The following is a 13,879-nucleotide window of genomic DNA, read 5'->3' as shown; positions in this document are numbered from 1 at the left end:
AGCCCCAACGCGCTGCTGGATCTGGCGCTGATGCACGAACGCAGGGGAGACGAAGACGGTGCGCGGGCATTGTGCCAGCAGGCCGGCGAAGCGGGCTTCGCCGACGCCTGGCATGTTCTAGGACGAATGCTCGAAGACGACGATCCCGAAAGGGCCGAGTGGGCCTATCGGCAGGGCGCACGGGCTGGCAATCGCCAGAGCCTGAACTCACTCGCCTGGATCCTGTACAACGCCGGTGACATTCCAAGCGCCGAGAAAGCGTTCTTGCAAGCCAACGATGACGTCGCCCTGCGCGCCTTGACACTGGTACGCAGCCTCCAGGGGGACCAAGAAGGGGTGAAGGCCGCCTACCGGCAGATGGCGGAAGCCGGCAATCCCGAAGCGCTGTGGCACGTGGCGCTGCAACGAAGCCAGGCAGGGGACCGGAAAGGAGCAGAAGCCGTTTACCGACAGGCGGCCGATGCAGGCGACGCCAGCGCCCAGGAATCCCTCGCTCGGTTACGTATGGCAGCAGGAGACCAGGAAGGAGCCGCGGCAGTCTACGAGCAGGCCGTCCAGGCAGGCAGCGCGTCCGCGCTGATGCGTCTGGCCGCCCTGCGACAGAACGCTGGAGATCTGCCACGCGCAGAGGCTGCATACCGGCAGGCCATCGAAGCAGGCTTCGTTGAAGCCCGAGTCGACCTGGCCATACTGCGCATCGCGGCCGGAGACCGAACAGGCGCAGAGGGCCTGCTCAAAGCAGCCGTGGAGGCGGGCGACACACGAGCCTTGCACCGGCTTATCTGGATCCGCGAGGACGCTGGAGAAATTGATGACCGAGAAGCCGCCTACAAGCAACTGATCGACGCCGGCGGCATGCCTTCCTTCGTCCTCAGCTTCAGACCGTCCATCTTCCAGCCCGAACAGCAGTGGCCGCACGGGCTCGACCCAGACGGCACACCCACACCGCCGTGGTAACAGTCCCTCAGGTACCAGAAACCTCTTCCTCACTGAGGTGCCGCCGCAGCTCGCCGAAGCAGGCCGAGATTGGCCAGGGCGGACCGTCGCTGCGAGGTGAGGTCGGACTCGCCCGGCGCCCGCGAAGTGGTCCGCACGCGCGAGAAGCCAATGGACCACCGTCGCCACCAGCCAGATGGCCGCTACGGCAGCACCAGCAGGCCAACGAGGTGGGTCTCATGCTGTTGATGGTTTCGACGGGGCGCCGGGCCGGTCGACTGCGTCGCAGGCATTCTCTGAATCTCGGAGTCTGGTGCGGTTGCTGCACTCCCATACGGGTGAGACCGTCCGTGTTTGGTAGTCGTCGCGTGCATGGGACGGTGCTGGCTCCGTCCGTGTTGGGGGGGCAGGGTGTGGCGGTCGTTTCGGCTCTGGGTGATCTTGCTCGGTGTTTCGGGGGGTGGGGCGGGTGCAGCGCTGGCAGTCTCGACCTGGCTGCCGGCTGGTGGGACGGCGGCTGTGGCCGCTGTTGCCGCGGCCGTGAGTGGTGTCTTCGTCGATGAGGCGAGGACCGCTCTGCGCGGGCATCGACAGCAACGTCAGTGCGCAGCAACCCGTGACAGAGAGCTGGCCGTTCGCACGCAGCGGGTGCGGGACGTGCTGGATCCGATCAGTCTTGGGGTCCATCCTGCGGCGTTGCGCCGTGACATCGACCGGGGGGGCGCCCGGGTGCCCGCTTTCGTCAAGCGCGACCGCTTCGACGACGTGGTAGGGCGGATCAGGCAGGGCGGCTTCGTGCTGATCGTGGGTGATTCGACAGCCGGCAAGTCCCGGCTGGCCTACGAGGCCATGCGGGTGGCTGTTCCCGACTTTGTCCTGCTGCAGGCGCGGCCGTCGGAAGATCTGCAGACGTTGGCGTCCGTTGTGGGCACGGCCCGGCGCTGTGTGGTGTGGTTCGACGAATTCGATCAGTTTCTGCGGGCGGGCGGCATCACGCTGGAGATGGTCAAAGCGATGCTGGCCGGTCCGGAACGGCAGGTAGTGCTCCTGGCGTCGATGCGCAGCAAGGAGTACGGCCGATACAGCGCGCGGCAGCGTGACGTCACCGATGCGGCGACTTGGCGGGCCGGCCGGGAGGTGCTGCTGCATGCCGGTGAGCCGGTGGAACTCGATCGCCTGTGGTCACCGCAAGAGGTCGGACGGGCCAGGGAAACCGACCGCGATCCACGGTTGCGGGCGGCAGCTCAGGCCTCCGACCGCTTCGGGATCGCGGAGGTGCTGGCAGTGGGTCCGGAACTGCTCAGCGACTGGACGCATGCCTGGCAGGCCGGTGAGCATCCGCGCGGTGCCGCTCTGGTCGCCGCGGCCGTCGACTGCCGGCGCATGGGCTTGCACCAGCCCGTGGGCACCTCGCTGCTGGTGCCGATGCACGAGATCTATCTGTCCGCTCGTGGCGGCGCCGTCCTGCGTCCAGAGCCCCTCGAGGAAGCGCTGGCATGGGCCACCGCACCGGTGCAGGGAGCCAGCAGCCTGCTGCTGCCCGACCGCCAGGGCTATCTGGCCTTCGACTACTTGATCGATCTTCCCGGGGCGGCCATACCGGAGAGCAGTTGGCAGATGCTCCTTGCCGCTGTAGCGCCGCAAGACGCCTTCGACGTCGGGTGGGCCGCTGTGGACTTGATGCGGCCATCCGTCGCATTGGAGGCTTTCGAGATCGCCCGCCGCCACGGGGTGCCCGACGCCGAATATGCGCACGCCATCGCCCTGGGCAACGCAGGCCAGCCGCTGCCGGCCGTCAGCCTGCTGCGTCCGCTGCATCAGCAGCGTGCCGCGCAACTCGGTCCGGATCACCCCGATACGCTCTCCGCGCGTCACGACATAGCCCGCTACCTCGCCGAGGCGGGTCGGGTCTCGGAGGCCGTCGCTCTTCTCGACCGTCTCGCCGCCGACCGGCGGCGTGTCCTGGGGCCGCGTCATACGGCGACTTTGGTGACCTTAAGCAGCAAGGCCAGGTTTCTGCGTGAGCGGGGAGACGCTCCGCAGGCATTGCAGTTGTTTCGGGAGCTGCTCCCTGACATGACGGCAGTGCTGGGCCCGGACCATGTGGACGTTCTGCTGGCACGACAGGAGCTGGGCCGGACTCTGGGCCACACCGGCCTGGTATCCGACGCCCTCGCCTGTCTCAGCACGGTGCTCGAAGACCACGAACGGCTTTTGGGCGCGGCGCACCCGCACACGCTCAGCACCCGCTTCGAGCTGGCACTCCTGACAGCCCGGTCAGGTGACCTCCACGGGGCCCTCCGCCAGTTGCAGGCCCTGCTGGCCGAACAGGAACGCATCCTTGGCATGCATTCGCGCACCTTGAGTACTCGTCATCAGCTCGGCAGGCTTCTTGCTCAGACCGGGGAGCCGGAAAAGGCTCTGGAAGCCTTGTCAGGGGTACTGAGTGATCAGGAGCGCTTCCACGGCCCCGCTCATCCCCGCACTCTGGCAACCCGATACGACCGGCTCCTCGTCGCACGCCACACCCAAAACCCACAGGAGACTGCGGCCCAGCTGGCCGCTCTTCGGGAGGACTGCCGCCGGACGCTGGGCGAGACACATCCTCTGACCCGGACGATCACCACAGCACTGGGAGCCTCGTGACCCCAGTACATGGGCGCTTGTGGTCCGTTCCCAGCCAGGACGGATGGCATTCGGCTGCGCCGCCGCCGCGCCGAGAACCGCAAAGGGCAACGGGAATCACTCCGATGCTTCGGTCTCGATGATGGTGTAGAGATGGTTTCCGTGGGCCCAGCGTTTCAGTTCCGGCCGCCCCAGCAGGATGATCCCGTGCCGGGCGGCGAAGTCAGTGGCCGGCTGGGTAAACCCGCTCAGACCGATCATGATGGGGTGATGCGCCTTGTGCTCAGGGCGCGCCGTTCCGTTGAAGGTCTGCACCTCCTTGGAACCCACCGGCCGCACATAGTGCTTGCACTGCAGGACCAGTTTATCTCGGACTCGCGGCAGCCATGTGCTGCTACAAACGACTCGTCCGCCTCACCACGTAGGACACGGTCTAAGGCTCCTGGCGACGCTGCTCATTCAAGGCTGAGGGACCACTCGTCCCAGGACCAGGGCTGTTCTCGTAGGAAGTCTGTCGACTTGCTCAGCGCTTCCTTTTCCGTGTCCGGTGTGAGACCGGTGGGATGCAGATTGGCGGCGCCGCCCGACGCGCGCAAGAGCAACCGGGAGAGTCTGAAGTACTCGGCGAACGGCCGCACCGCCGAGTCCTCCCAGCCGAGGCGAATCATTACGTAGGCCAGCAGTGCACCTACGGGCGGGACCTGGCCGCAGGCGAGGAAATGCCCGACCATGCAGAACAGTTGGGTGTCCCCCTCGGGCGGGTGCAGCAGGCGAAATTCGGTGGACTTCAAAGCCGTGCAGGTGTCGGCGACGCACACAAGGTCGAGGTGCTCACGGGCGTGCCGGGCGTGGTGACGGGCCCCTGAGATGATGTTGTCGTTGATCTTTTCAAGGGCGGTGCCTGGTTGGGCCCAGGAGTGTGAGTGTGCCAGGACACCGTAGAGGAGAGGGCTTACAAGCTCGCGGTAGGGAGTGCCTTGGCGGGGAGCTGTCATGCGGGCGATTTCGGCGGCTGTCTGTGCCGCTTCTTCCAGGTGGGCTGCCGTGAGGGTGAGTTTACATTCGAAAGCGGCGGCAACTCCCGAGGTGATGTAGAGCTTTTTGTCCAGGAGTTTGGCCGGGTATCCAGGACGTAGGACGACGACGTCGACTTGCCGGCTGGCTGTTCCGTCGTGAGAGAGGATTCGGCCCTTGGTGCGGACCTGGTAGCTGGAGGGAAGCCACTGGCGCAGCAGTTGGGCCCAATTCTCCTCGCCTTGGTCTCCTGCTGTTCCAGGGTCTTCAGTGGCACGAGCACGGATGCGTTCATACTCGCTGGCCATCTCCTGGGTGGTCTGGTCGATCCATACGGCCAGTTCGTGTCGTGCCTGCGATGTCACCGTTCCGCCTTCCGTCGGTCCAGTGCCTTGGCTGCGGCGAGCTTCCAGCGTGCTGATGTCTCGCGGCGGGGCGCTGGGCCCACGCGCTCGGCGCCTGTACCACTTAGACGGGCAGTGCCGCGGCTACGCGGGTCTCATTATAGACTTCAGGAAGTCTATAATGGTGCTATGCCTCGACGGATCGAACCGTTCGCTCCGGGTTCGCTCGTGCTGCTGAGAAGGAAGGCTGGCCTGACGCAGGCTCAGTTGGGCGCTGCTGTTGGGGTGTCGGCCCGGCAGATCGCTTCGTACGAGCAGGGCGCCCACGCGCCTTCACCACGTCGGTTGCGGCTGATGGCCCGGGCGCTGAAGACATCTGCGCACGAGCTGGCGGGGGTTCCTGCAGGTGAGGAGTCGCTGGCCGATCTGCGGCGGTTTGCTGGACTGGACCGGGTAGATGTGGTTCCTCTATTGGACGCAGCGCTGCCCGCCGAACTGGGCAGGGTGACGGAGTGGAAGCTGCAGGCACTGGAGACCGGGCGTGCGGTGACGGCCTGGTCGTCGGGGGAGGCGCTGCAGGAGGTTATCCCGGCTCTGGCGAAGATTTACCGCGTGCCGGTGCGGACGGTACGCCGCAGTTGGTTCAGGTCGTTCCCGGAGCAGGGGCACCTGCTCCGGGCGCCGAGGACGCCGGGGACGCCGGGCCGGCAGCAGGGACAGCGGCGCGCCGGCTCTGGCGCATGGGAAGAGCTGACGCAGCGTCAACGTGGCTATCTGGTCGCGTGCTTCCGTGAGGATCAGCAGGCTGAGAGCCGGGCCGGTGAGAGCCGGGCAGCAGGACGCGATCCGGGACAGGCGGCGAAATGGCGTCGGATTCCTTTCACGGTGAGAGCGGATCCGGCGTTCACCGGCTACACCCGCGTTCAGGAGCGGCTGCGGGCGGAGGGCTGGCACGACGCCGGGGCTGGGGCGACGCTGCACGCACTGGCGCGGCGGGGTCTGCTGCGGGTGAGCGAGGACGAGGTGGAGGTGTTTCCGCTCGGGTTCGTGCCACGCGTTGTGGTCGAGATGACCCGTGCGGGGCGGGCCTGCGCCCGGGCAGGGCTGGGTGAACGATCTGCCGGTCGTACGCGCGGAGATCTGTTGTCGGAGTGGTTGTGGACCGCGCTGGTCAAGGTGGCCGAGGCAGGCGGGGCCGGGCTGGCGGAGGACGCTCTGTGGGGGCGGGCCAAGTTCTATCTCGGGACCGGTTACCGGCCCGGCGGGACGCTGAGCCGCGGGTTCATCGACTGTCTGCCCGACGAGGGTGACGGGCGCCAGGAGGGGGTGTACCGGTGGGTGGTGACTGCGGCTGGCAGGGATCACATCCGTCACCATGCCGCGGATTACCGGGAGTTGTATCCGGACATTGCGGCCGACGCGGCCGTGGAGCGTGTCACGGACAATTAAATTCGCACCATTGTGCGAATTCATGGTGCGGAACGACCGATTGTCAGTGCCGCCCTTTATGGTGCGTGCCGTGGATTTAGCGAACTCTCCGGCAGAGGCCGGACTTTCCGATGCGGCCGTGCGTCACATGGTGATGGCGGCGGCCGCGATGGCCGCCAAGGCTCTCACCGACACCGAGCAGTCTGCCGAGGGACGGCTGGGCACGCTGATGGACGCCTACGGGCGCGTCCAGGCGGCCCGGGGCCCAGCAGCGCCGTTGTCCTTCGGCCGGTTCCGCGCGCTGCTGCGGGGGGACCTGGCCCGGCTGCTGCCTGCTGCTGTGCCGGCGGAGGAGATGGACGGCGTCCGGCTGATCGATCCGGACGGTGATTTCGACGAGGACTTCTTCGACCTGGAGATCGAGCAGCGGGTTCTCATGCGCGCGCTGGCCAAGACCACGCACGGCGGGCGGCCGGCCAGCACCCGGACCCTGGAAGCCGAGATGGACCAGGACCGGGTCTTCACGGCCCTGCGTAAACGCATGGACCAGGACGCCTACGTGCACGGGCGTTCCAGCCTGATCCGTATGCCGGCCGGCTCCGATGCGCAGCTGCGGCGGCTGAACCTGCCCAGCAGCGTCGCGGAGTTCTACCGGCCCGTCTGCTTCGACGCGATGTGGGACCGGTGGTGGTTTGCGTGCCCGGTCTGCCACTGGCCGATGAAGGTCACGGTGCACGGCAGCCGGGCCGGAACCAGGACGGGCGGTGTGCGCTGTTTTCACCGTCCGCACGCCACCTGGGGGGCCGCATATTCCTTTAAGCTCCCCGACGCAGGGCGACCCCCCGTGCTGCGTCCACAGTCCCGGCCGGCTGCGCCGTCGGGTGCGCAGGCGGTGCTGTTCCCGGATCTGACCGGACAGGTCCCCGAGCCAGTTCCCGTGGAGGGGCACAAGGCGCTGACCCGGGGGGTGTGGCGCTGGACGACCGTGCCCGGCCTTGTCGAGATCGCCCTCTTCGACGCGCTGCGCGAACGGGGCCTGTCGGTGGCGCTGTGGCCGGAGCTGGACGCCTACGACCTGCTGGTCACCGCCGGACAGGGTGCGAGCCGGGCGGAGTTCCGCCTCGACGTCAAGGACTACACCTCCGCCCTGCTGCTGGCGAAGAAGATCCAGGCGGACGGCGGGGACCGGGGCGGCGCCGAGTGGCTGGTGGTACCCGACTACCGCGAGTCCAGCCTGGAACTGGTGGGCTCCGTGGCGGGCGAGTTCGCGCTGAAGGCCGCGACGGCGAGCGGCATTGGTGAACTGATCTGCAAGAAGGCGGGGGCGGCATGGCAGTGACCCGGAGCAGGCGTCTGTCCAAGACGGCCGGGGCGATCGGGGCCGCGCTGGCCCTGGCAGCCCACTACTTCCCCCGCGAAGGGGAGGCGGGCGACCCTCCTGTCGCGTCGTTCAGGGACGCGGCGTTCCTGCTCAGCGGTCAGCTGGACAAGTGGACGCGGTGGCGGGATCTGCAGCACGACGAGAAGCGGCGCATCGGTGCGGTGGTGGCGCTCGCCCCGCAGGAACTGGCCTCGGTCACCATCTTCGCCGCCCGCGCGCGGGAGTTGCTGGATTACGCGCCCGGTGAGCCAGCCGCCCTGCCCTTCAGGCCCGCGGGTCCCAGCGCGGCACGGGCCGAGGCCGCTATTGCGCTGGTGGGCGGGGACCTGCTGGAGTACGTCGACCGGATGCTTCAGCGGCTGCACCGCGATCATCCCCGCCGCCGCCCGGACGAGCCGGCCGGACCGGGCATCTGGCTGCCGCGCACCCAGTACGCGGCAGGCTCCGGGCTCATTCAGGGGCGCACCGTCATCCCCGTCTTCGCCGACGGCGAAGACGAAGCGGCCGACCGGGCGGGCCTGCCCGAGGTGCGCACGGTGCCCTACCAGGAGGAGGTGGCCCTACCGGCCGGTGAGCTGCTCGAGCTGGCCCGCCTGATCGACGAGCGTTACCCGGCCGCGGACCGGTACGTGCACACGGTCCTTGCGAACCTGTTCGCGCAGTTGCAGACCACGGACGCGGTCCCCGCGCAGGAATTGATCCGGCTGGCCGCGGGGCCGATGGACATCCTCAACGCGCCCACCGGGACCGGCAAGAGTGTCCTGGTGCGGGTGGCCGCCTCCTGGTATGCGGTCAACGGCCTGACCGTCACTCTTGTGCTGCCCACCGTCGAGGCCACGCTGTCCGCGGCCTGGGACATCAGCCGGGACCTTGAGCAGCTGGGCCGCACGGAGACGTGCACGCCGCTGATGTCGCCCTCGCGGTTGCACGAGCGGGCGATGAAGGTCGCCGCCCGCATCGAGGGCAGTCTGCTGGAGCAGCCGGACAAGACCCTGTGGAAACTGGACCAGTTGTCCTACGGCTGCGCGCTCAGCCATCACACCCAGTCCAGTCACCCCTACCCGCCCGGCCAGGAGCCGTGCCGCGGCCTGTCGCCGCTGCCGCCGGCGACCGACCGGGCCGCCTGCCCGTGGACGGCCACCTGCGGCAAGTACGCCCAGCACCGGCAGGCATGCACCGCCTCGGTGGTGGTGACCAACCACCACAACTTCATGACCGGTCACTTTCCCCTCGGTATCCGTCTGGACGGGCGGGCCGTCGCGGACGTGTCGGTGGCGGAGTTCGTGCTGCGCCGCTCGCACACCGTCATGATCGACGAGGTCGACCAGTTCCAGTCGACCGCGCTGGACCTGTGCTCCAGCGAGCTCGTCCTGGACTCCCGGCGCCAGCCGACCGTGCCTTTGCGGGAGCTGGACGAGGACAAGGCCAAACTGTCGCCTGAGGCGGTCAAGGCGCTGTGCCCGACCATCAGCCATGCCCGCTATCTGTCGGAATTCCTGCTGGCCAGCATCTGCGAGGATTTGCTGCACCTGCGTCACTACGAAGGCCACGGGCCCTCCCGTGAGCGGCCCGGCGTCAACAGCACCGGCTGGCACCTGGCCGGCAGCCGGGACCGGCGTCTGATCACACTGCTCTTCCCCGACGAGGGCATCACCAGCGAGCAGGAGATCCCCGCCCGCCTCTTCGACGAGCTCAACGCCCTGCGGCCCGCCTCACCCGCAGGCGGGGGCGGAGCGGACACGGCCAGTGCAGGCGATCCTGCGCTGGCACCGCATCTGGCCGCGGTGCGGCGGCTGCTGGGCGACCTGCTGGCGCCGCGCGGGGAGGACCTGCTGGCCTCTGTCCAGCTCGAGCTGAACGAGGTGCTGCTCGACGTCGTCAAGGATCCCCACGACCGCAGCGAGGCCATCGAACTGCTGATCGTGCGGATGTGGCTGGCCGAGCTCGACGACACCCTCGCGCTGCTGCGCAACAAGACCGGCCAGCTACGCTCGCTGGGCATGCGCTCGGCCCGGACCCTCGCCCAGCGCCTGGAGACCGGGGTGGCCGCCCACATCCTCCCCTACGGCATGCTCGGCAAGGCGATCACCGGCTACCGGGTCACCGGCCTGGACAACCCCCACAAGAACGCCGAGCTGACCGCCCAGAGCATCAGCGGCGACCCCCACACCTACACCGCCCAGCTGGGCAGCATTGTCTCCCTCGCAATGGCCGGCGTGGAACGGCCGGTGCTGGGTCTGTCGGCCACCGCCTACTTCCCCCAGGCCGTGCGCGAGCACGTGCACGCGGACGTGAAGTGGTGGATGACCGATGCCGCGCCCGACAGTATCCGCGCCAAACGCCGCATGATCACCGACTCGGTCACTCAGCGGGCCATCCAGATCTCCGGCATCCCCCAGCAGCACAAACGCGAAGCACTGATCAAACTCGGTGACCGCCTCTACGACACGGTGATCCACGACGAACTCGCCCGCATCGCGCGCACCGACCCCGACCGCGCGCATGCGGCGGTCGTCGTCAACTCCTACGAGCACTGCCGCCACCTCGCCCTCGGCATCCACTCCGCAGGCCAGTACACCGGCGGCCTGTGTGTCGCCGTGCCGGCCGACCGGCACTGGCGGGCCAAGCTGCCGCCCCTGCCGCCCGGCATCACCGAGCTGACCCCGGACGAATTCGAGGACTTCCCCCGCAAGGGGACGATCCTCGTCGTGCCGATGGCGCGGATCGCCCGCGGCCTGAACATCGTCATCGGCACCAAGTCGGCCATCACGCCGGTCTATCTGTGCACCCGGCCGCTGGCCCTGCTGACCGACCCGGCAGAGATGTACGCCAGCGTCAACGCCGCCGGGATCGGCTCTCTGCCCTTCACGCCCACCAGCACACCCGTCGGGGACCTCAGGGAGGCCCGGGCCGCCGCCTGGGCCCGCATGGGCATGATCATGCGGGCCGCGCCCGGGTTCGTCAGTACCGCCCACGTCCTGCAGGAAGAGATCGTGGCCGGCATGGTCGTCGACATGATCCAGCTCGCCGGGCGCGCCCGCCGCGGCGGCACCGACATGACGCTGCACCTCGTCGACTACGCCTTCCACGAGGACTCCTGGCAGTCCGACCTCGCCGGCATCCTGCGCCGCATGCACGGTCGCTGGTCCCCCGAGGTGCGCCGGCAGATGAACGCCATCTACCGCGAGGCCCTGGCCGCATTCCTCGCCTACGCCGGCATCGAACCGGACGACACCTGACCTCCCCGCCCGTCCTCATCCGTCCCAGCTATGAAAGGTCCCTGTCCGCTCATGCCTGTACCCGCCACCCGCCCCTGCCTGGACGTACTCGCCTACCGCTGCACCCCTGCGCTGCTGGACGGGGCCACCGTCCACCTGCGCCAGTTCCCCACCAGCGTCACCTCCCTGTGGACCCTGCTGGACCGTCAGTACAAGGACATCGTCAAACGGGAGGAAGCCCAGGCCCCGCACTCTGTGCTCACCGGCGCCCTGCGCTGCTTAACCGGCGGGTACGTCTTCTTCGACCCCAAGCAGGGCCTGCTGGCCACCCGCCGGCCGCTCGACGACGACACCCTGCGCGACGCGTTCACCCTCCTGCACGGCCTCGTCCTCGGCCAGCACCCCGACGACATCGACCTCAACAGGCCCACCCCGCTGGCCGAACGCGTCGCCGAAACCCTCCAGCAGGAGCGGCTGCTGGCCGACTACCTCATCACCCCGCACGGCCCGCACACTCCGGCCTCCGCCACCCCCGGCCGGCAGCCGGACGCGGCCAACTGGGTCTACAGCACCGTCGCCTGGGACCTGGCCCACCGCCTCGCCCAGCACACCTGGAGGGTGGACGACCAGGACATCGCCCTGAGGCCGGACAGCAGCGGCGGCCTGATCGCCTGGCAGCAGCCCTGGTCCAACAAAGCCGGCACCGCGCACGCGCTGGCCCGGGTGCGGCTGGCCCTGAAGACCCTGCCCAATGTCGCCGACCCGATCCTCGTGGTCTCCTCTCAGGCCACCCGCATCAGCCGCACGATGGCCTACGCGCGCACCGTGCTGGCCGAACAGGCCGAGGCCACCCTGCCGATCGTCGAGGTCGAAATGGCCGGACGCGGCCGCGTCCGCCGCATCCACCGCATGTCCCTGCAGACGCTGGCCCGTCTCGGCATGGACCACTCCGTCCTGCACAACATCCAAAAGCGTGTCGAGGCCGAACACGGCACCGACGCCCGGGACGACAACCAGCCCACCACGGAAGCCGAGACCGAGCCTGCGGGGCTCGGCCCCATCCGCCCCGTCCAGGGCAAGACCTTCTCCTTCCCCGTCGGCCGCGGCGTCGGCATGCACCATCTGCGCGAACTCGACCACCACATCGGGCAGGTCCTCTCCCCCACCCCCCTGACCATTGTCCAGGACTCCCGTGCCCGCGGCTTCAAGCAACTGCCGCAAGCCGAACTGTCCGTGCAGCCGGGCGACATCGTCCGCTCCCTGGACGCCATGGACTACCCGCACCTGCGCCTGGTGTGCCTGTGGTACCGGGACGAGATGCGCCAGCGCATGATCCACGGCCTCGCCAGCGTCTTCGGCCTCGACCCGCAGACCATCGATCCCGCCGAGGGCATTCCCGTCCCCCTGGACGCAGGCCGGGTCAGCGCCGTCTTCCACTGCGTCCCCGACTTCCTCGTCCACGGCCCCACGGCCGGACAGGAGACCGCAATCACGCACATCCCCTCGCTCAAGAAGGAACCGGCCACCCTCGTCGGCGTCTGGGCGGAGACCGAATTCGACGCCGCGGCCGAGGAAGAGGACACCGTACCGCCAGCCGACGGCACAGGCACCGCCTCAGGGCCCGGCCCGGACGAGGACGCCAAGCACCAGGCACGGCGCACCCTGGCGCGGCTCGGGTTCGTCTCCCAGTTCACCGCCGACCGCAAGGAAGCCAAGCGGACGAAGCCGAACGGGAAGAAGACCGACCACCAGGTGGTCTTGTCGCTGCTGGATCTGTGCCGCAGCCTGGGCATCATCGACCGCCGCATCGACCAGGTCATGGTCGACGCGATCGGCCCCCACACAGCCGACCAGGTTGCGCACTGCGGCATCCACGTGCGCCGCCAGAGCCGTCAGGGCAAGGACCGCACCGCCAAGATCTGCGTCACCGCCAGCGTCCTGAAACCCCCCACCGCCCCCGGCGGGGCCTGGACCCTGCACGGCTGGAGCTACACCCACCGCCGCTGGGAGCTCTACCACCAGGCGCAGGCCGCCTTCCACGCGGACGCATACCCCACCGGCAAGATGACCGACTTCGACGACGACAACCGCGGCCTCAAGACGGTGGCCCAGCACATCGACCAAGCCCTGGCCGACCTCGGCGACTACCTCGACGGCGCCCCCTACACCGTCACCGTCGACGGTGTGGCCACCCGCCGCCTGTGGCTGGGCCTGCACAACCGCCGCCAGGGCCAGCAGCCCACACGCAACAGCACCTGGCTGCCCGCCAGCACCCTTGCGGCCCGTGAACGCCCGCTGGCCGTGGTGCGCATCAACAAGGACATGGACGAGGTGCCGCGCCCGATCAGGGTCAGCCACCGCGCTGCCGACGGCACCGTGGCCCGCACCAACAAGGTCACCAACCTGCTGTACCGGGTCGAGCCCGACTTCGACTCCCCCACCTGGCTGCTGGCCACCGTCCCGCCGCAGTTCGACGGCGCTGGAGCCGGCCGCCTCGGCGAAGCCATCACCCGCTGGAGCGCCAGCCACGGCTCCAGTGACCCCGACAACCGGCGCAAGAACGAGGTCCGCCCCAACTGGTACAGCATGACCGCTACCGAGATCTACCCCATCGTCACCGCGGGCCCTGCGGGCACCGGCGAGAACCCGGACACGGCTCCGATCGAGCCCCAGTCGCTTGCGCTGGCCGCGGCCCGTCTGTGCCATCAGACCCTGGCCTGGGCCAATCGCACCCGCTACCCCGTCCCCCTGCACGCCGCCCAGCAGATGGACCTTGACCACCCCCAGTACCGACGCACCGCTCTCACCGACTCCCCGGGCGGCGATGCCCTCGCCGACGCGACCACCCAGGACGCTCCCGACCGCGAGAGGCCCTGACGCCGCCGTGGGACGCCCGTGGCCGCAGTCCTCTGCGGGACCCGAAACCCGGCGCT

At 68.9% G+C, this 13,879-nt stretch carries 8 protein-coding genes; 6 read left to right on the top strand and 2 right to left on the bottom strand.

Features of this window, described 5'->3' with window-relative positions:
- Both D1369_RS42705 and D1369_RS42700 read left to right on the top strand, forming a co-directional pair.
- Positions 1–957, top strand: a 957-nt coding sequence (locus D1369_RS42705) for a tetratricopeptide repeat protein (protein WP_162951062.1), incomplete at its 5' end; no start/stop codon positions are given.
- A 636-nt stretch (positions 958–1,593) separates the two neighbouring features.
- On the top strand, positions 1,594–3,582 hold the full coding sequence (locus tag D1369_RS42700) for a tetratricopeptide repeat protein (protein WP_158680202.1): 1,989 nt from the start codon (positions 1,594–1,596) through the stop codon (positions 3,580–3,582).
- 96 nt (positions 3,583–3,678) lie between these two features.
- Here the strand turns inward: D1369_RS42700 and D1369_RS42695 are convergent, their stop codons facing one another.
- Both D1369_RS42695 and D1369_RS42690 read right to left on the bottom strand, forming a co-directional pair.
- The gene (locus tag D1369_RS42695) at positions 3,679–3,918 is read right to left on the bottom strand and encodes a restriction endonuclease (RefSeq protein ID WP_237558095.1); all 240 of its coding nucleotides are present in this window, start codon (positions 3,916–3,918) and stop codon (positions 3,679–3,681) included.
- A 98-nt stretch (positions 3,919–4,016) separates the two neighbouring features.
- Positions 4,017–4,940, bottom strand: a complete 924-nt coding sequence (locus tag D1369_RS42690; RefSeq protein WP_050789840.1) for a DUF6602 domain-containing protein — start codon at positions 4,938–4,940, stop codon at positions 4,017–4,019.
- A gap of 168 nt (positions 4,941–5,108) precedes the next feature.
- Here D1369_RS42690 and D1369_RS42685 point away from each other — a divergent pair, with 168 nt between their 5' ends.
- The 4 genes from D1369_RS42685 to D1369_RS42670 all read left to right on the top strand — a co-directional run bounded on the left by D1369_RS42685 (position 5,109) and on the right by D1369_RS42670 (position 13,823).
- A complete protein-coding gene (locus D1369_RS42685; RefSeq protein WP_007387281.1) occupies positions 5,109–6,368 on the top strand; it encodes a helix-turn-helix transcriptional regulator in 1,260 nt (419 codons plus the stop codon).
- A gap of 127 nt (positions 6,369–6,495) precedes the next feature.
- Positions 6,496–7,686, top strand: coding sequence for a hypothetical protein (locus D1369_RS42680; RefSeq protein ID WP_106433566.1), 1,191 nt, complete (start codon positions 6,496–6,498; stop codon positions 7,684–7,686).
- Positions 7,677–10,967, top strand: a complete 3,291-nt coding sequence (locus tag D1369_RS42675) for a hypothetical protein (protein WP_007387279.1) — start codon at positions 7,677–7,679, stop codon at positions 10,965–10,967. Before D1369_RS42680 ends, D1369_RS42675 begins: the two co-directional genes overlap by 10 nt.
- 51 nt (positions 10,968–11,018) lie before the next feature.
- On the top strand, positions 11,019–13,823 hold the full coding sequence (locus tag D1369_RS42670; protein WP_007387278.1) for an RNaseH domain-containing protein: 2,805 nt from the start codon (positions 11,019–11,021) through the stop codon (positions 13,821–13,823).
- Positions 13,824–13,879 lie beyond the last annotated feature (56 nt).

The organism is Streptomyces sp. CC0208 (assembly GCF_003443735.1).
GTDB classification, from domain to species: domain Bacteria; phylum Actinomycetota; class Actinomycetes; order Streptomycetales; family Streptomycetaceae; genus Streptomyces; species Streptomyces sviceus.
Note: the sequence above shows the minus strand (reverse complement) of the source record. Positions and strands in the feature narration are given on the sequence as shown.